Here is an 18,771-nt window from a genome sequence, read left to right as displayed (position 1 = left end):
ACTGATACCTATAAAAATAGAGCCCAGCCATGCATAACCTATTATGTATGGTTGGGCTTTTTGATATCAGTCAATCATATCCGTACTAGGCATCAATCAACCACCCTTGCTGCGTCGCGTAGTCAATATTTTTTGACAGCCATTCATGGATGGGAGGAAAGCTGTCTTTGATAAAAGCAAGTGCTCCAGTCACTTGCGAACGCGTAACCTTAGCGTCCACCCACGTTTTTCCCTCAGTATTGAGATTGAGTAAAAATGGCAATAATCGATCGACGACTCTGAGCAGCTGGCTCTCTTTACTATCGCCTGTTTCTTGTGCTTCCCAAATCTCGCCTAACTTAGCAATACCGTTACCCCTTTCCGCTTGCAATCGAGCAATGCCTTCGCGTTCTTCGATGTGTGCCTCACTACGACTGTTTGCGAATAAGAACGTATCACCAGCATCAATCTCACCCAAGTCATGTACCAGTGCCATTTTAAGTAGTTTTTCATGACTGACATCTAGCTCAAACTGTTCAGCAATCGACCAGCATGCCATGGCTAAATGCCAAGAATGTTCAGCAGAGTTCTCATAGCGTGTGGTATGCGTCACATAGCTGCGGCGATTAACGCGTTTAAGCGCATCAAGTTCTAATAAGAAATGGGTGACATCATCTATGTCGATATTTGCAGCAGATTTTGGGTTGGTTAAGGATATAGAGCTGGCTTGTAACATTGGTTTTCTCTGGTTATGTGTTTTTAACGTTGATAAATTTCGATGATAATTTTTTGCGGTGATGATTTGCTTCGATAATTATTTTTTTCAATGATTGGTAAGCTATAACTACTAGCAAAAAAATAGCGCTTATTGTATCAAGCGCTATCGATTATGAGTTGGTAAATAAATGATTGTCTTATTATTTACTTAATCAGGTTGCTAATGGTTTTGAACGCAGGGTCTTCACTGCTACGGCACAGCTCAAACAAAATGGTTTCGACCGTCGTAATCACCCCGCCAGCACGGCGAATACGGCGGATGGCTTGCTTTTTGTCATACGGAAAACGTGACCCAACCGCATCTCCAATGATAACTGGCTGCATACCATTATCCAGCAAATCAAGCGCGGTCTGTAATACACAAACATGGGCTTCTACCCCAAATAACAAAACCACGCTACGGTTCTGCTGTGCTAAATGGTTCCATGAGTCCTTGTTATCACAAGCGCTAAACGTGACTTTCTCAAAGCCCTTGGCGTTATTACCTACTAATACTTCACGTACCTCTGGCAAGGTATCGCCCAGTCCTTTTTTATATTGCTCATTGAGCATAATGGGAATATTAAGTGCTTGCAGCCCTTTGATTAGAGTGACTGTTTTTTTGACGATATTTTCGTGATCATAGATATGCGGTGTTAGGCGTTCTTGTACATCGACGATCATCGCTTGGGTATCTTCGCGAGCGATTCGATAAGTACGATCGGTAATCATAGTAGACATAGCACACTCCTTGTACTGACATTTATCATTAAAATCTGTGTTAGCTCTATTGTTTATATTATCCCTATTAAGCCAACTCTTATTTAGTCACAGTTTCATGAATGCGTCAATGGAGATAATTTTTAATCATAATACCTGTGCTATTTTTGACCTCGCAAATCATTCATTGGCTGAGTATTAGGGCATGTTGAACATTCAAATGTGGTGCTGGCAGAGACTATTTTTTAGACAATATGCAGTGAAATTTTTGATGCCTAGTCATTCTAGGTTAAACAATTTCGCCATATATTGGCAGAAAATAGTAATGCCCTGAAAGGCTGATGCTAAAATCACCCCAAACGTTGTTACAAACCTAGCTAAGGTCTCGACATTATCGTCAGCTTGCGCCTAGTTTGGTGCAATTTTAGCGATCAGCAGCCCTAATATTTGAATGTTCAACACGCCCTAAGTTGCCCATAAAAAAACCTCCAGCCATGATGACTAGAGGTTTTATTTATTAGCAAATAGCTGCTTATTGCGTATTTAAATTATTGAGCATGCAAATAATCTTGTTCACATCAGTGAGACAATATTAAACACGCTCAATAATAGTAGCGATACCTTGGCCAAGACCGATACACATCGTTGCTAGACCGATTTCAGTATCCGACTGCTCCATTGCGTTTAGCAATGTAACCGTGATACGAGCGCCTGAACACCCTAGTGGATGACCTAATGCAATCGCGCCACCGTTGATGTTGACGATGTCTTGCTTGTCGGTCAAGTTCAACGCTTTCAGTACTGACAAGCCTTGAGCTGCAAATGCTTCGTTTAGCTCGATGGTTTGCATATCACTGATGCTCATGCCAGCACGCTTAAGTGCTTTTTGGGTCGCAGGTACAGGACCATAACCCATGATAGCAGCATCACAACCAGCAACAGCCATGCTACGAATACGAGCACGTGGCTTTAGACCTAGGTCTTTGGCTTTTTGTGCGCTCATGACTAGCATCGCAGATGCACCGTCAGACAATGCAGATGAGGTAGCAGCAGTAACCGTGCCGCCTTTTGGATCAAACGCTGGACGTAGCTTTTGCATTTGCTCCATCGTTGCGTCTGGACGAATCACTTCATCAACCGTGCACAGTTGCAAACGACCCGCAGCATCATGACCTTCGATACCGATGATTTCATTGTCAAAACGACCTTCAGTAGTCGCAGCCCATGCACGGCGATGTGACTCAAGACCGAAAGCATCTTGCTCTTCGCGAGTGATACCATTCATACGGCCCAGCATCTCAGCAGTCAAGCCCATCATGTTTGACGCTTTTGCGTAGTGCTTAGAAGCAGCAGGGTTTAAATCAACACCATGCATCATGCCGACATGACCCATATGCTCAACACCACCGATGATGAAGATATCACCTTGGTTGGTCATGATTTGCGCCGCAGCGGTATGAAGTGCCTGCATAGAAGAACCACACAGACGGTTGACCGTTTGGCCACCAGCCGTTTTTGGAATACCAGCTAGCAGGCCAATGTTGCGACCGATGTTCAGACCTTGCTCTAGCGTCTGGTTCACACAGCCCCAGATAATGTCTTCGATGTCATTGGCATCAAAGTCATTACGTTCTACTAAGGCACGTACCAATTCAGCAGACATGCTATCAGCGCGAACGTGGCGGAACATACCGTTTTTCGTTTTACCCATCGCTGAGCGTACGCCATCTACGATGACCACGTCTTTTGGACTTAAAATTGTCATACTATCTTCCTTTTCAATTTTTATTGTCAGTGTAGTCAGGCCAATTTACTACTATAAACTCGTCAATCTCGCTTAAAGTACAATAGATACATTTGCGCTCGATTTCATTGTACTAGTATTAAATTGCACCAACTATAATCGTACGTTCACGAGACGATTCATGTCTCAATTGCTTTCATGCAAAAATAGCAAACGTACGGCACTTCATCCTAGTAGTGACTGCCTATTATGCTGTCGCGTAAAAGGTCTCGCCTGCTGCTGCCATATCGCGAATCTTTTGCGGGGCTTCATAAGCTTTGCCTAGATATGCGTATTTTTCACACAGTGCCAAGTAGTTCTCTAGACCCATTTGGTCGACATAACGGCAAGGGCCACCGCGGAATGGCGGGAAACCTACGCCCATGATCATGGCCATGTCAGCTTCAGCAGGCGTGCTCACGATGTTGTCTTCTAAGCAACGTACTGTTTCATTACAGAACGCAATCATGGTGCGATCAATGATGGCTTGATCGTCAAATTCTTGCTTTTCGCTATCTGTCGTGGTTTTTAGCAGCTCATAAGTGGCTTCGTCAGCGACTTTCTTTGGCTTGCCGCGTTTGTCCATTTCATACTTATAGAAACCAACACCGTTTTTCTGACCTAGGCGTTTGTTTTCATATAAAAGCTCAATAGCCCCTTTATAATCAGGCTTCATGCGATCAGGGAAACCTTCTGCCATGACTTCTGCGCCATGAACACCCGTGTCTAGACCGACGACATCGATTAGATACGCAGGACCCATTGGCCAGCCAAATTTTTCCATGACTTTATCAACATGAGCAAAGTCAGCACCTTGCTTAAGTAGCAAGTCAAACGCGCCAAAGTATGGGAACAGAACACGGTTAACTAAGAAACCTGGGCAGTCGTTTACTACAACTGGCACTTTACCCATTTTAGACGCTAGTGCAACAGTGGTCGCAACGGCTTCTTCAGATGATTTCTCACCGCGGATAACTTCAACCAATGGCATACGATGTACTGGGTTAAAGAAATGCATACCGACGAAGTTTTCTGGACGCTCAAGGGCTTCAGCCAAGAAAGTAATAGAAATGGTTGAGGTGTTTGACGCTAGGATACAATCGTCTTTAACCAAGCCTTCTACTTCTTTTAATACTGCACGCTTTACGTTTGGATTTTCTACGACCGCTTCGATAACGATGTCAGTCTCAGCAAAGTCGCCATAGTTAAGTGTTGGACGGATACGGCTTAAGGTTTCGCCCATTTTTGCTGGGGTCATTTTGCCGCGATCGACCATTTTGCCTAGTAACTTGCTGGCTTCGCCCATACCAAGGTCTAATTGCTCAGACTTGATGTCTTTCATAATGATTGGCAAGCCTTTGCTGGCTGCTTGATAGGCAATACCGCCACCCATGATGCCAGCACCTAGTACGGCGGCTTCATTGATTTCATGTGCTATTTTGCCGTGCTGCTTCGCTAACTTCTTAACCAATTGATCGCTCAAGAACAAACCAACCAAGCTTTCTGCTTGTGGCGTTTTAGCCGCTTTTGCAAAACCAGCCGCTTCTACTTCGATCGCTTTATCACGTGGCAAATTAACGTGCTTTTCGATGGCTTCGATGGCTATCGCTGGTGCTGGGTACTGCTTAGGATTTGCTTTAGCAAAGATCATACCTTTGGCACTGTTGAATGCCATGGCTTGCTCAAGCTGATTTAGCTTAACTGGGTTTAATTTTTCTTCACGTTTTGCTTGCCAATCAAGCTCGCCTGAGATACATTTTTTGACCAAGTCAATCGCGGCATCTTGTAAGTCATCAGCAGGGACGGTTGCATCAACCAAGCCTAGCTTTAGTGCTGCTAGTGCTTTTTTAGGAGCGCCAGTCGCGATAAGCTCAAGTGCGTTATCGATACCAATGATACGTGTACTACGAACCGTACCACCGAAACCTGGGAGAATACCCAGTTGGGTTTCTGGTAGGCCGATAATCGCCTTGTCACTCATGACACGGTATTCACAAACCAAAGTCATCTCACAACCGCCGCCCATTGCCGCGCCATTGATGGCAGCAACTTTCGGGAATGGCAAATCTTCAAAACGATTGAAAGTATCATTGACTTTGATACCCCACTCTCTGATCTCGCTTTCTGATTTCTTAAAAGAAGCCACAAATTCTGTGATGTCAGCACCAGCGATGAACACGCCTTTGCCTGAAGTAACGATAAGACCTTTTACGTCGTCCGCTTTTTCTAAAGCGGTGACCACTTCACCAAACTGCTTGGTAGTCTCAGCATCAAACTTGTTCACGCTCTCATTTTCGGCGTTGTAATGCATATTGGCGATGCCATCCTCTAGCATTGTCACCGTGATGCGATTTCCTTGGTATACCATGTGGAACTCCTTTCTATTATAACGAAAGCTACGTTTTGAATTAAAATAAATAGCCAGTTACTGTTAGTAAAATGGGTAATAGCACTGTGCGCTTGTCATGTTATAAAGACAAACATATAACGAGCTCATCAGTGAAGATGTCTTTATTATCCAGCGCTCATAATGATGCACCTATTTTGCGTCTCTTGCATGACATCATATGGCGCTTTGTTTATATACTATTGGTGCAGGTACTGATAAAAAATACTGGCTGAGAGATGGCCTAACACCAAACGCTAGTCACTACCATTATCAGACCATTGCCACGTCAATTAGTGTAGGGGATTATGCCCCTTACTGTCACAAGCTAATGCCATACTCACAAGTCACTCTTAAATCACCTGTAAGCATTTACCTTATGCGCAAAGTGTTTTAGTGAATGTTTGTATACTCAAATCAAGCTTGGCACTGTCAGGCTTTGGGTAAATATTGTCTTGCAACGCATAAATAATAGCAGCAACCATCAAACATACGCCTTTATCAGAACACATTCAATCCATCAGTGAAATCAGTGATAAGTAACGAGAGATTGTTGGAATATTACGGTCGCAAAAACAGTCACGAAAAACAGTCGATTGATACTTTGTCACACACAAGCCATACGCTCTATCATGCTACACTAATGTGCTTTTACCTTATCCCTGATAATTTTTACTGCACTCCTATAAACTGCATCCCTATAAATGGTTGGATTATGACTGTTCCTTCTACGCTACACCCTACTCCTTTTGGCTTTATCTCGTTTGATAATAATGAACAATTTCATAGCACAGTGCGCGAGCAATTGGCGCAAGACATCGATGTGCTGTTTGCTTATGCCGATCTACCAAGCCCACTGTTGGATGCTTGCCGTTATGTGATGACTGGCCAAGGTAAATTGGTACGTCCACTGCTGGTCGCCAGCGCTTTCGCTAACGTGAATGATCATAGTGATAAGAATGTTGACAATAAGTTTGATACAGACAATTCTGCCAGCGATGACTTAGCATCACTATTAGAAAGTGACTCAGATTATGATATGGCGCGCCGTGCCGCATTGGCAGTAGAACTACTGCATACCTATTCGTTGGTGCATGATGACTTGCCCTGCATGGACGATGATGAGCTGCGCCGTGGTCAGCCGACGGCTCATATTGTCTTTGATGAAGCGACGGCACTGCTAGCAGGGGATGTGTTACAGACGCTCGCCTTTGAAGTGTTGACTGCAGAGCTGCCTACCTTTGCGCCTTATGATTCAGATATCGCTAGCCAACTGCTCGCTATATTTGCGCCACGTGCCAGACGTATGGTCTCAGGTCAAATGCTGGATCTCAATGCAGAAGCCAGTGACAGCATCACACAAAGCGATTTGGAAGCTATTCACCGTGATAAAACGGGCGCATTGATTGAAGCGGCCATGCTCATGGGCGGCATCTGTGCTGGCGCGACGGCTCCGCAGCGCATGGCACTGCAAGAGTGTGCTCAACATATTGGTCTGGCCTTCCAAGTTCAAGACGATATTTTAGATGTGACGACTAGCACAGATACGCTGGGCAAACCTGCCGGCAGTGATGAAAAACTAGACAAATCTACCTATGTAAAATTCATGGGTGTGGATCAGGCGACCGACTATGCACAATCGCTGTTTAATGATGGGCGCGCAGCGATTATGCGTGAGCTAAGTAGTGATGATTTGAGCAGTTATGAGCAAACGAATAGCACAGACAATAATCCTAATACAGACAACGATGCCCTATTGGCATTGATTGAATGGCTATGGTCGCGTAAGAAATAGTCTAGCGAATAACCACTGAGTAAAAACAGCTCAGCAAGTTTTATTACCCAAAACGGCAGTGAGTGGTCAACATGGACAGTAACCCTACCCCGCGTATTTATCTTGGCACTGGTGGCTATAGCGATACCGATTTGCTCGGTACGCTGTATCCTACTGGCACAAAAAAAACCGACTTTTTACGTGAATATGCCAAGCAATACGGCGCAGTCGAAATCAATAGCAGCTTTTACGCACCTATCGGGCAAAAAGCGTTCGCAGGTATGGTTGATAAAGCCTACGGGCAAGCAGACAGTCAGTTAAAATTTGCTGTAAAACTGCATCAAGACTTTACTCATGCACGCAAAGGCACTGCCGAGCATGCACAAGCATTTCTAAACGCATTATCCCCGCTTATCGAAGCAAATGCTTTAGCACCGTTATTGCTCCAGTTCCCACACGGCTTTGATCGTACTCGTGATCATCGTCTCTATCTGGCCAATCTTGTCAGTTGGTTTCAGGGCTACCCACTCACCATTGAGTTCCGTCATAACGCTTGGCACACGCCGCAAGTGGTCGATAGCTTTCGGCAGCAAGGTCTCATTTGGTGCAGCGTTGATTACCCAAAGGTGAATGGCCTACCGCCGTCACGATTGATATTTACTGAACGCACTGGCTATCTGCGTATGCATGGCAATAATCTAAACTGGTGGGATGCGATGAGCGCGGCTGACCGCCATGACTATCGTTATAGCGAAGCTGAGATGCAGGACTGGGCGCAAGCAATCGCCAATCAGCGTCAGCACTTTGATACGTTCTATATCTTCTTTCAAAACACCGTCAATGCGCATGCTTATTATAATATCGCGATGCTGCGTGAGGCATTATCCGCTCACCACTTTGAGGTTATTTAAACCAGAAGATACCTTGTATGACAGTCAGTCATTGCTCATACCTAAATTAGAAAGCAAATAAGCAATCAAATAAAAAAAAACACAAGTAGATAACCATGGATTCACTCAGTCAGATTGTTTTAGGCGCTAGTGTACAAGGTGCGGTACTGGGTAAATACCAAGGACGCAAAGCCTATCTATACGGGGCCATGTTGGGCACTTTGCCTGATTTGGATGTATTAATACATTATCCTGATCCCATCAGCAATATGACCTACCATCGTGGCTTTAGTCATTCACTAATTGTCCTGACGGCAGTGGGTATAGTGGGCGCTTGGTTAATCAGTCGCTATCATGCATGGCGCAACATGCCACTGCCTTACTCTACTGTGCGCTTGGCAACAGCCATGACGCTGGCGCTGACGACCCATCCAATTTTAGACAGCTTCACGGTCTATGGCACGCAATTACTGTGGCCGCTACAAGAGTCTTTATCGCTGACACCTTTTAGTATTGCCTCAATGTTCATCATCGATCCGCTATATACGTTGCCATTGCTCATCGCCATGATTATAGGTCTGACAAAAGGCAGCAAACTTAGTACTTTTAAAACTGGCGTATTAGCCCGCTGCCAACGGCTTGCCATTTGGATGCTGATTATCAGTAGTGGGTATTTGATGCTTTCGTTAGGGCTAAAATATTACGCGCAAGACAAAGCTGAGCAAACATTGACCTCTGCCAAAATAAACAATATAACCCGTATCAAAACCATGCCTGTGCTGCCTACTATCCTAATGTGGCGTACGGTCGCTGAAGACGATCAAAATAGATTGATTGAAATACGCGGTAGCGTTTTAGACAGTCGCTTGCCTGAGTATCGCTATCTGACGCAGTATGACAATTCGCAGACGCTACGCGCAAATTTACCAGCAGCGAGCCAGCTCTATGCACAAAGGCTGGATTGGTTCTCTGGTGATTGGACAGGCTACCGAACTCAAACGATGCTTGATGACGCTGTTGAACCGAACAAACAAGATATCCAGTTAGTCGTTGATGACCTGCGCATGATGGCAGGCGACACGGCATTCTTTAGTTTTGTATTGGCTAATAAAACAGGACAAGCGTCGCCATGGCAATCTATTACGCCTATAGACGCACCCATTATCAAAGTTGATGGTGAACCTGAAGTATCGCGTATTGAATTGGTGAAGCAAGGGTTTGTGAGAGTATTTGACGAGTCATTTGTAGACAGAGATGGTGATTGGATTTTGGTTGGTGAGGAATAGTGCTTAATAAGGCTAAAAAGTGTCTATATGGTCTAAGGTACAAATAATTGCCGGTCAAGGTTAGTACTTTGATACGCTTTATATCTTCTTTCAAAATACCACTAAGGCGTATGCTTATTATAATATTGCGGTAAGCTTTGGGCAAATTAGGGTTTGGGGTTTTATAGAACTGTTTATCTATATTATGATAATAAAAACATGTTTTCAAAGACGCGATAAAAGAAAGCACTTCAGGATGATGAGCACATATGGTGGCAATATCTGATATCTAGATACTCTAATATGCATATTAATAAAGGATTTTTAAATTGAGTTATACTTTTACTAAAGATTTAATCGATTATACAGAAAGTAGCGACGACCCAATGATTAGATCTGTGAATCTAATTCTTTCACAGTTTTCAGATATTGATAAGCAAGTACCTAGCGAATATCGTTGGATTTATTCTTCTGTTGCGTCTATAACTGAACAGCTAAAGTCTTTGAATAAAAATAATCATAAGAAAATGAACTTCATATATTGGAATGACCAGACTTCGAATATAGAAGCGTATTGCTATATGACCTTATGGCGCGCCGCTGAGCTTATCAAATCATGTATAAATGGATTAAATACTAAAGAGACCATAGTTCCGGCTATAGCGACTAGATCTCTACTTGAAATTTCTGCAGTATTTTTGATAAATGCCAATGTATTAAGCAAAACGTTTTCTCAGATGACCTTTCCTAGTAAAAAAGTCGTTACTTCCACAGAAGTAGAGGATTTAGTTATAAAAATGATTTGGGGGACACGCTATGAAAAACCTGAAAAACACCTTTTACAAACCAATATTATGACTTCTTTACAGAAAGTAGCTAAGCATCCAGATGCCAAAACATTGATGCCAACGTATGAGTTTCTTTGCGATATAGCTCACCCTAGCTTTATAGGTAATACAAGCTACTGGTCACATATAGAAGAAATCACTTGCGACAATCAAGAAACAAGAGTCATGTCTCGCCTAACGAATAGAAGCTTTAATGATGACATTTTAGATAAAACAATTTGGAGTTTAGCATGGTCATCTGGGTGCATAAAAAACTCCTTCGAGATGTTAATGCATGCTAATAGAGAATTACGAAGAAAACTTGACGCCAGTCAATAATGAACGTGTTCAAACAATCAAACCATAATAGGACACCTAACCGTGTCCTTTTCTCATCCAAACCCTCAGCAACTCAAAATCTTTATCTTTCAAACCTACAGAAACCCAGCTCATACATTTATCTAAAAATAAGCCTACAGAACCTCTCTACTCATTGTCTTTGCACACTGCTAATGTTTATATCGTCAATTAAAAACTATCAGTCTTTAAAAGCGCCATATAGGCGTACTGATATTTATCTACAATAATAGAGAGAATAATAATGACAACACTAAAAAATAAAGTCGCGATTGTAACCGGCTCATCAAAAGGTATCGGCGCACAGATAGCTATATTACTTGCGGCAGCAGGTGCCAAAACAATTATTAACTATGCAAACGATGACGCAGCAGCCAATGATATCGTCAGCCAAATTAAATCGGCAGGCGGTGAAGCTATCGCTGTGCAAGCAGATGTTAGTGATACTGAGCAAGTCGCCACGCTGTTCGACACCACTATCAGTGAATTTGGCAAACCAGACATTTTGGTCAATAGCGCAGGTATGATGATTAATAAACCTATCGCAGAAACTACCGATGAGGACTTTGATCGTACCTTTGCCGTGAATGTAAAAGGCACGTTTAATACTCTGCGTGAGGCGGCGACTAAACTCAATGATGGCGGCCGTATTGTTAACCTCTCAAGCACCACCACTCGTATGATGCTACCCACTTATGGCACTTATTGCGCGACCAAAGGCGCAGTAGAGCAGCTGACCAGAGTTTTTTCTAAAGAAGTTGGCGCACGCAATATCACCGTCAATGCCGTATCGCCTGGACCAACAGATACCGAATTATTCAATCAAGGTAAAACAGACGAAGCCGTTGAAAAACTTGCCAGCATGTCAGCCTTTAACCGTATTGGTGAACCAATTGACATCGCCCGTGTCGTATCATTTTTGGTAAGCGAAGAAGCAGCGTGGGTCACAGGACAAAATATCGGTGCAAACGGCGGTGTGGCTTAATCGCGTTATTGTATTGACGGTATGTATGTTAATACCTAAAACAGAACGACCAAACAAAAAAAGGACACCTCGCGGTGTCCTTTTTTCAATCAAATACTTAGCTATTGAATATTATTCTTCAACGCCAGCGTCTTGACCTTTATATTTTGCATTTGCGTAGTCCCAGTTCACTAGCTTGTCTAGGAACGTATCTACGTAGTCAGGACGACGGTTACGATAGTCGATATAGTACGCATGTTCCCACACATCACAAGTCAATACAGCGATTTGGTCATGTGCAAGTGGGGTATCAGCGTTAGCAGTTTTAGCGATAGACAGTTTGCCACCGACTTTATCAGCGACTAACCATGCCCAACCTGAACCGAACTGAGTCAATGCTGCATTTTTGAACTCTTCACGGAACTTGTCATAGCTACCGAAGTCTTCTTCGATTTTAGCTTTTAGATCGCCAGTAGGTTCGCCGCCGCCGTTCGTTGGCGTCATGCAGTTCCAGTAGAACGTGTGGTTCCATACTTGGGCTGCTTGATTGAACATACCTTGTTTGCTGTCATCTTTAGCAGTCGCTAGGATAATTTCTGGCAACGTTTTGTCTTCTAGACCAGAACCTGGTAGCAAATCGTTAAGCTTGTTTACATAAGCGGCATGATGCTTGTCGTGATGATACTCTAGCGTCTCGGCACTGATATGTGGCTCTAGTGCGTCTTTTGCATATGGTAGTTCTGGCAATGTAATGTTTGACATAGTTATTTTATCCTTGCTGTTTAGCCGTTAGTTTATAAAACTGATTATAGAAACTGAATTTTACGCTATTTTTACACCGCAAAAAACACTATAAAATAGCGGACTAAATTGGCTGAGTTTATTGTTTGAAACGAATATTATTGCTTGATACAGGGTACTGCTCAATACAATATCACGTATTATTATGAATCCAAAATGAACCTAGCGGTTACTGCTTGCTATTATTCTTTGCTTAAAAGCCAAGTGTTTGACTTCATAAGCATTTATTAATTAAATATTCAAAAGTTACAGGATATAACTCGCTGTAGCTTGGCGAGTATTATAGCAACAATGACCAAAAGTATCAGTTACCAAATGTTATAGACCGTACAATCAGCATAGCCATTGGCTATGTATTAGCGGATAGCGCAGCCGATAGCCCAAGCTACCTCACAGACATCAATGACTACTGCAAATATGACGGTTAGCTAAATTTATAGCCATAGTAAAAGACACTAAAAATAAAAGCTAGATTAAACAGACTACACATAACCACTTAACGGAAAGACACTATGACCAACACAAGCACCATCGACACTCCCCTACATGCGACACAACCAACCCCGAATAGTGAATGGGTACTCGCCAGTAATAATAAAGGCAAGCTGGCTGAGTTCAAACGGTTATTTGCTGAGGCAAATCTAGAGGTGACCATCATCCCGCAAGGTCAGCTCGATATCGAAGACGCCATCGAAGACGGGCTAAGCTTTGTAGAAAATGCCATTATAAAAGCCCGTCATGCCAGTCGTATCAGCGGACTACCTGCTATCGCTGACGACTCAGGACTGTGTGTACCAGCTCTCGGTAATGCACCAGGTATCTACTCCGCTCGCTATGCTGGTGAACATGGTAACGATAGTAAAAATAATGACAAGCTCATCGCTGACTTGCAACCTATTCGTACTGAGCACGCGAGCGAGCCTATCAAAGGGTTATTTGTTTGCGTACTGGCAATGGTGCGTCATGCCGATGACCCGTTACCCATTATCGCTCAAGGACTATGGCATGGCGAGATTTCAGAGACAGCGTATGGTGATGGTGGCTTCGGCTATGATCCATTGTTTTGGTTACCTGACTTACAAGCCAGTGCAGCCAGCTTGAGCGCTGCTGATAAAAACAGCATCAGTCATCGCGGTCAGGCCATTCAACAACTATTGGCGCAGCTGCCTTTATAATTGCTCCTATAAAGGTAAGCAACATAAGGAAACATGACACCAAACAGATAATTTTTACTTTAATAATCAGATAGATTATACTGTTCTACTTTTAAAAATTTTGTCGAAAACCGTTATATGTCTGTATAATTCACCAAAAAGCGTTATTATGCGGTGCATTAACGGTTTATTATTGATATTTGATAGCATTTACAACCTCAGCAGTTTTATATTTTGTGCTGGCAGCGATTGCTACTGACACTGATATGGACGTTGCGGGCTATCATTATCCCCTATTTATTCCAACGGCAATCCGTTGTACACGCCCGTATTTTGAGGCTCGGTTTGTCTATTACCATTTAATCCTAAGTACTGCTTAATTTTAAGTACTATCTAATCCTAAAGGTGTAATTAACATGGCTACAGATTTACAAGTCACAACCAACAAGCTATCTAACAAAGAAACCCAATTGACAGTTAAAGTACCTGTCGAAAAAATTCAAAATAAAGTTGAAGGCCGTATTCGCCAAGTTGCGAAAACTGCCAAGATTGACGGTTTCCGTAAAGGTAACGTCCCTATGTCACACATCCGCTCTCAGTACGGTGCTGGCATTCAACAAGAAGTTATCAACGATGTGATCCGTGATACTGTGTTTGAAGCAATCAAATCTGAAGACATCCGCGCTGTTGGCATGCCTAACATCGACGACGTAAAACTTGAAGATGATTTCTTGGTATATCAAGCGACTGTCGAAATCTTCCCAGAAGTAGACGTACAAGGTATCGATGAGATCGAAGTTGAGCGTCATACTGCCAAGGTTGATGAAGCTGACGTTGACACCATGATCGAAAACCTACAAAAGCAACGTGAAGAATTCGTTGAGAAAAAAGGCATGGCTGCGAAAGACAACCAAGTGACTTTTGACTTTGAAGGTTCTATCGACGGCGAAAAATTCGAAGGCGGCTCTGCTGAAGACTTCAAATTGGTTATCGGTAGCAACCAAATGATTCCTGGCTTTGAAGCGGGTATCAAAGGCATGAAAGCTGGCGACGAAAAAGTTATCGAAGTAACTTTCCCAGAAGATTACCAAGCTGAAAACTTAGCGGGTAAAGAAGCTCAGTTCAAAATCAACGTAAAACTGGTTGAAAAATCTAAGCTACCTGAAATCGACGATGCGTTCCTTGAGCTATTCGGCGTAAAAGAAGGCGGCGTTGAAAAACTAAAAGACGACGTACGCAAAAACATGGAACGCGAAATCAAAAACGCTGCGCGTAGCCAAGTTAAGCAAGCGACTTTTGACGCATTGCTAGAAAAGAATGAGTTTGACGTACCAAACGCTATGCTAGAGCAAGAAATCGAGCGTCAACGCAACATGATGATGCAACGTTTTTCTCAGCAGTTCGGTGCGAATGCTGATAGCTTCGATAAAGACATGCTGCCAAATGAGCTATTTGAAGAGCAAGCGCTACGTGCTGCCCGTCTTGGCATCATCGTTGCTCGTGTTATCGATACCAAAGGCTTAGAAGTAGATCAAGCACGCGTTGAGACGTTCATCAAAGAAGCGGCTGAAAACTACGAAGATCCAGCAGAAGTGATCGAGTACTACACTACTGATAAGCAACAGCGCGCTAACATTGAGTCTGTTGTACTAGAAGACCAAGTGGTTGATTATCTAATCGAGCAAGGTAAAGTAACTGACAAAGAAGTTAGCTACCAAGACTTGCTAGCTGCTCAGCAACAACAGCAGCAAGGCATGTAGTCTAGACTGAGCGCTATCTGTTTTTAGGATACCTACTTTCAGATAGTACTCATGTTCTTAGCTCATAAAAATACGGCCCCGATCATCGATTGGGGCCGTATTTTTATGGGTAAATATAACGAACTCAATGAATAACTAAATCATGTAATAGAAACTGATACTCTATAGTTGATTCAATTTAAAAGAGAGTCAAGGCAACCGAGTGCAGATGTATATGTGATACTTCAAGCGAGGTTAACGCTGTAGCTCTTTTATAGAGGATTGACTATATTTAGGTTAAAACAGGAATGAACACTACCCCTAAACCTAGCATAACCAACCCACGTTGGAACCAAAAATGACCACCCAAACGCTGTTGCAACTGCTGATTGATCACCATACCAACCGCGTATAGCCCCAACATAGAAACCATCATACCAGCATAAAAACCTAACTGACCTGATACGCCGATCTGTGCTGGCAATTCCATCGCATGTGCCATACCGTGAAATACTGCCAAACCGCCAAAAGTCATACTCAGTAATGGGACGTCACTTGTAGTTGCCGTGCTCGATGCAGACGTATTCAATGATGCGGCTTTTCCGCGCCATTGTCCCATTAACACAAATGCCAATACCGCAACTGATAATAGTATCGCCATCTCAACCATGCCAGTAGCCGAACCAAACGCGGCACCACCTACCAAAGCACCGACAGTCGCTAATACCACACCCAACGATAAACCTCCTGCCAATGACATCATGCCCAAGCGCTGCTTTTGTAGTCCGTAAAACAACATACCCATACCGACTGCTAAAAACAAATGATCAAAGCCAGTCAGCGGATGCATCAGCCCTGCTTGCAACGTGCCTAACAGCGATGATGTGTGCGCAGTCGTTGAATGGATATGGCCTGAGTGTGCTTGTGCCAGTGACGGTAACATTAATGAGGTCATCATCACAGCTGAGCCAGCTACTATAGTACGAGCGGATAGTACCTGTGAAAAATGCGTCTTTGTTATAGTTTTTGTATTGGTAGAGGCTGTCATGGGAGTGCTCCTTAATATTAATAATTTGGTTGTTCGTAGCTTGTAGTTCATAGTTCGTGAGATTCTATTAACTAAGCAAGCATGCCCTGCTCTTTGATGAATGCGATAATCTCATTTAGCCCGTCACCCGTTTTCATGTTGCTAAAGATAAAAGGTTTGTCACCGCGCATTTTTTTGGCATCTCTTGCCATGACTTCTAACGAAGCCCCTACCATAGGCGCAAGATCAGTCTTATTAATAATCAATAAATCAGACTTGGTAATTCCCGGCCCACCTTTACGAGGTATCTTATCGCCTGCTGAAACATCAATAACGTATAGGGTCAAATCAGACAGCTCTGGACTAAACGTCGCTGCCAAATTATCACCACCTGATTCAATGATAATCATCTCTAAATCTTCAAAAGTCGCTTGCAGTTCGGCAATAGCAGTCAGATTAATAGAGGCATCTTCGCGGATAGCGGTATGCGGACAGCCACCTGTTTCTACACCGCGAATACGCTCAGCAGGCATGGCATCATTACGGGTCAAAAACTCTGAATCTTCTTTGGTATAGATATCATTGGTCACGACTGCCATATTGACCGTGTCGCGCATGTTTTGGCACAAACGCAACGTCAACGCGGTCTTACCACTACCAACAGGCCCACCAATGCCAAGGCGTAGGCATGACAATCCAGATGGCTGATTTTGGCGGTCGTTATCAGTCTGTAAGTCTGATATAGATTGAGAGTTTTTTGGTTTGAGCGGAGTTAGAGACATATTGAATTCCTAAAACAGTTTGTATATTAATAAGTATAAATAGAAATAAAGGTATAGTTATGAGCGAAACAATCGACTGTACTGTTCCTCATGCATACTTGAGAGGATAGCCAAATTGGGCAAGTTATTCGATATATTGAGCGTCTCATAGAGGTCTTGGCACAGCTGCTGAACGTCTTGGTCTTCAAGCGAATCTGGCGATGTCATCAATGTATCAAAAGTATGCTGTATGTTAGTGCTAACGGCATCAATCTGAGCACCCAGATCGCTCTGCAATTGCCATAGGATACGCTGTCCTGCCATTTGCCCTAACGGTACAGTCTTGACCGCAGCCAACACCATATTCTCTAGTTGGGCAAAGCCATACGTAGTCATTGATTGTGCCAGTGGTAGCTGCCAGTGCTGTGCAATATGAGCAAAAAGTGGCAAGTATCCGTCTTCAGGTATCTCAGCAGGTATACCGAGGCTCAGCACTTCATTGAGCCAAGATACCATTGCTTGAGCCAGTTGCTGAGACTCAAGTACAAACTCTTTACTCTCTAGGCTAGCATGATAATCGTGTGCTAGATTTGCGGCTAGTGCATCATTACCTTGACCAAGCGCTAGCATTATTAGCCCTAATACTGGCAACTCATAGCCGATAACAGCAAGCACTAAATAATCCTGCATGAATACCAGCGTGTTGGCTTCATCAGAGACCACTCCTGACTCAATCGCTGACTCAACACCTTGCGAATAGGTATAGCTACCGATGGGTAAGTTGCTTGATGCCAGCATCAGCAGCTGTCCAAGTTGGTCTGGCTGAGTAGACTGAGCACTGGTATCAATCATCACTTTGGCTGCCCTACAGTCTCATCATGATGGTTATGGTTATGGCTGTGAGCGTGACCATGCTTATGACTGTGTGAATGGCTATGTGAGTCACTATTTGAGTCACTACTTGAATGCGCATGTGAGTGAGAGTGGCCATGTGAATGCCCTTGCCCCGACTGATATGCGCCTGTTTCAGGTTCAAACGGTACTGAAGCATCTTCAACACGCAATCCAAGACGCTCCAACATTTGCGCAAGTACATGATCGTTTTCAAAATATAACGCATAGCCTGCATCACCGTGGTCAAAACTTTGGTCAAACATCAGTGGCACGTGTCGATTGCCTAAATGATAAGCCCCTTTCATTAGTGTAAAGACATCATCAGCGGTAACTTTGGTGACGACCTGAGGTTTAGCGATAACCTGAATCAACTCGCCTGCCTCATTGATTAACACATCATTACCTTTGAGAGTACCTGTCCGAGGTAAGTCAATACCGACACTCTCACCTGAAACTGTAGTGGCCTTAAAGCGAGAGTGCTGGCGAGTATCAAAATCTAAAAGTAGATAGTCATCGGTCTGATGCTGTTTGGCTAATTGTATTTTTTGAGCGTCATTTGGGGCATTTAAACGGGTATTAAATATCTTCATCATTATTATACTCTGGCTGTTGTTGCTCAAACGGTTAAGGCGTAAAACTCACAATACTTAGAATAAAACACTTAGAATAAAACACTTAGAATAACAAAACACTT

Annotated in this window: 16 protein-coding genes; 7 read left to right on the top strand and 9 right to left on the bottom strand. The window is 43.3% G+C overall.

What is annotated here, in order from left to right:
• Window positions 1-85 precede the first annotated feature (85 nt).
• The 4 genes from IP510_RS13015 to fadB all read right to left on the bottom strand — a co-directional run bounded on the left by IP510_RS13015 (window position 86) and on the right by fadB (window position 5,606).
• A complete protein-coding gene (locus IP510_RS13015) occupies window positions 86-715 on the bottom strand; it encodes an HD domain-containing protein (protein ID WP_194365253.1) in 630 nt (209 codons plus the stop codon).
• 185 nt (window positions 716-900) lie between these two features.
• Entirely contained in the window at window positions 901-1,476 is a 576-nt protein-coding gene (locus tag IP510_RS13010) for an isochorismatase family protein (protein WP_194365252.1), read from the bottom strand.
• 571 nt (window positions 1,477-2,047) lie between these two features.
• The gene (gene fadA, locus IP510_RS13005; protein WP_194365251.1) at window positions 2,048-3,220 is read right to left on the bottom strand and encodes an acetyl-CoA C-acyltransferase FadA; all 1,173 of its coding nucleotides are present in this window, start codon (window positions 3,218-3,220) and stop codon (window positions 2,048-2,050) included.
• A 226-nt stretch (window positions 3,221-3,446) separates the two neighbouring features.
• A complete protein-coding gene (fadB, locus tag IP510_RS13000) occupies window positions 3,447-5,606 on the bottom strand; it encodes a fatty acid oxidation complex subunit alpha FadB (RefSeq protein ID WP_194365250.1) in 2,160 nt (719 codons plus the stop codon).
• Window positions 5,607-6,339: 733 nt separating this feature from the next.
• Here fadB and IP510_RS12995 point away from each other — a divergent pair.
• The 5 genes from IP510_RS12995 (at window position 6,340) to IP510_RS12975 (ending at window position 11,722) form a co-directional block, all read left to right on the top strand.
• Window positions 6,340-7,419 (top strand): polyprenyl synthetase family protein, encoded by a 1,080-nt coding sequence (locus IP510_RS12995; protein WP_194365249.1) that lies wholly within the window; start codon window positions 6,340-6,342, stop codon window positions 7,417-7,419.
• A gap of 71 nt (window positions 7,420-7,490) precedes the next feature.
• Window positions 7,491-8,309, top strand: coding sequence for a DUF72 domain-containing protein (locus IP510_RS12990; RefSeq protein WP_194365248.1), 819 nt, complete (start codon window positions 7,491-7,493; stop codon window positions 8,307-8,309).
• Window positions 8,310-8,404: 95 nt separating this feature from the next.
• On the top strand, window positions 8,405-9,574 hold the full coding sequence (locus tag IP510_RS12985) for a metal-dependent hydrolase (RefSeq protein ID WP_194365247.1): 1,170 nt from the start codon (window positions 8,405-8,407) through the stop codon (window positions 9,572-9,574).
• Window positions 9,575-9,882: 308 nt separating this feature from the next.
• Window positions 9,883-10,719 carry a hypothetical protein gene (locus IP510_RS12980; RefSeq protein WP_194365246.1) on the top strand — a complete coding sequence of 279 codons (837 nt, stop codon included), beginning with the start codon at window positions 9,883-9,885 and terminating at the stop codon, window positions 10,717-10,719.
• Between the two features lie 262 nt (window positions 10,720-10,981).
• Window positions 10,982-11,722: an SDR family oxidoreductase gene (locus IP510_RS12975; RefSeq protein ID WP_194365245.1), complete on the top strand. Its 741-nt coding sequence runs from the start codon at window positions 10,982-10,984 to the stop codon at window positions 11,720-11,722.
• Between the two features lie 111 nt (window positions 11,723-11,833).
• On the opposite strand, the gene IP510_RS12970 is transcribed toward IP510_RS12975, so the two are convergent.
• A complete protein-coding gene (locus tag IP510_RS12970; protein WP_194365244.1) occupies window positions 11,834-12,463 on the bottom strand; it encodes a superoxide dismutase in 630 nt (209 codons plus the stop codon).
• 551 nt (window positions 12,464-13,014) lie between these two features.
• Here IP510_RS12970 and rdgB point away from each other — a divergent pair.
• Entirely contained in the window at window positions 13,015-13,677 is a 663-nt protein-coding gene (gene rdgB, locus IP510_RS12965) for an RdgB/HAM1 family non-canonical purine NTP pyrophosphatase (RefSeq protein ID WP_227669770.1), read from the top strand.
• Window positions 13,678-14,072: 395 nt separating this feature from the next.
• Window positions 14,073-15,416 carry a trigger factor gene (gene tig, locus IP510_RS12960; protein ID WP_194365243.1) on the top strand — a complete coding sequence of 448 codons (1,344 nt, stop codon included), beginning with the start codon at window positions 14,073-14,075 and terminating at the stop codon, window positions 15,414-15,416.
• Between the two features lie 271 nt (window positions 15,417-15,687).
• Here tig and IP510_RS12955 read toward each other — a convergent pair whose 3' ends face one another.
• The 4 genes from IP510_RS12955 to ureE all read right to left on the bottom strand — a co-directional run bounded on the left by IP510_RS12955 (window position 15,688) and on the right by ureE (window position 18,667).
• Window positions 15,688-16,443, bottom strand: a complete 756-nt coding sequence (locus IP510_RS12955) for a HupE/UreJ family protein (protein ID WP_194365242.1) — start codon at window positions 16,441-16,443, stop codon at window positions 15,688-15,690.
• Between the two features lie 71 nt (window positions 16,444-16,514).
• A complete protein-coding gene (ureG, locus tag IP510_RS12950; RefSeq protein WP_110924160.1) occupies window positions 16,515-17,204 on the bottom strand; it encodes an urease accessory protein UreG in 690 nt (229 codons plus the stop codon).
• Window positions 17,205-17,261: 57 nt separating this feature from the next.
• Window positions 17,262-18,035, bottom strand: a complete 774-nt coding sequence (locus IP510_RS12945) for an urease accessory protein UreF (RefSeq protein ID WP_194365289.1) — start codon at window positions 18,033-18,035, stop codon at window positions 17,262-17,264.
• Window positions 18,035-18,667 carry an urease accessory protein UreE gene (gene ureE / locus IP510_RS12940; RefSeq protein ID WP_194365288.1) on the bottom strand — a complete coding sequence of 211 codons (633 nt, stop codon included), beginning with the start codon at window positions 18,665-18,667 and terminating at the stop codon, window positions 18,035-18,037. The genes IP510_RS12945 and ureE overlap by 1 nt, the downstream gene beginning before the upstream one ends.
• Window positions 18,668-18,771 lie beyond the last annotated feature (104 nt).

Source organism: Psychrobacter sp. NG254, assembly GCF_015277735.1.
In the GTDB taxonomy this organism is placed as follows: domain Bacteria; phylum Pseudomonadota; class Gammaproteobacteria; order Pseudomonadales; family Moraxellaceae; genus Psychrobacter.
This window is presented reverse-complemented; position numbering and strand designations above follow the sequence as displayed.

Excerpts from the sequence above, each read along its gene's own strand:
- IP510_RS13015 (WP_194365253.1), bottom strand. The coding sequence starts at position 715 with ATGTTACAAGCCAGCTCTATATCCTTAACCAACCCAAAATCTGCTGCA.
- IP510_RS13010 (WP_194365252.1), bottom strand. The coding sequence starts at position 1,476 with ATGTCTACTATGATTACCGATCGTACTTATCGAATCGCTCGCGAAGAT.
- fadA (WP_194365251.1), bottom strand. The coding sequence starts at position 3,220 with ATGACAATTTTAAGTCCAAAAGACGTGGTCATCGTAGATGGCGTACGC.
- fadB (WP_194365250.1), bottom strand. The coding sequence starts at position 5,606 with ATGGTATACCAAGGAAATCGCATCACGGTGACAATGCTAGAGGATGGC.
- IP510_RS12995 (WP_194365249.1), top strand. The coding sequence starts at position 6,340 with ATGACTGTTCCTTCTACGCTACACCCTACTCCTTTTGGCTTTATCTCG.
- IP510_RS12990 (WP_194365248.1), top strand. The coding sequence starts at position 7,491 with ATGGACAGTAACCCTACCCCGCGTATTTATCTTGGCACTGGTGGCTAT.
- IP510_RS12985 (WP_194365247.1), top strand. The coding sequence starts at position 8,405 with ATGGATTCACTCAGTCAGATTGTTTTAGGCGCTAGTGTACAAGGTGCG.
- IP510_RS12975 (WP_194365245.1), top strand. The coding sequence starts at position 10,982 with ATGACAACACTAAAAAATAAAGTCGCGATTGTAACCGGCTCATCAAAA.
- IP510_RS12970 (WP_194365244.1), bottom strand. The coding sequence starts at position 12,463 with ATGTCAAACATTACATTGCCAGAACTACCATATGCAAAAGACGCACTA.
- rdgB (WP_227669770.1), top strand. The coding sequence starts at position 13,015 with ATGACCAACACAAGCACCATCGACACTCCCCTACATGCGACACAACCA.
- tig (WP_194365243.1), top strand. The coding sequence starts at position 14,073 with ATGGCTACAGATTTACAAGTCACAACCAACAAGCTATCTAACAAAGAA.
- IP510_RS12955 (WP_194365242.1), bottom strand. The coding sequence starts at position 16,443 with ATGACAGCCTCTACCAATACAAAAACTATAACAAAGACGCATTTTTCA.
- ureG (WP_110924160.1), bottom strand. The coding sequence starts at position 17,204 with ATGTCTCTAACTCCGCTCAAACCAAAAAACTCTCAATCTATATCAGAC.
- IP510_RS12945 (WP_194365289.1), bottom strand. The coding sequence starts at position 18,035 with ATGATTGATACCAGTGCTCAGTCTACTCAGCCAGACCAACTTGGACAG.
- ureE (WP_194365288.1), bottom strand. The coding sequence starts at position 18,667 with ATGAAGATATTTAATACCCGTTTAAATGCCCCAAATGACGCTCAAAAA.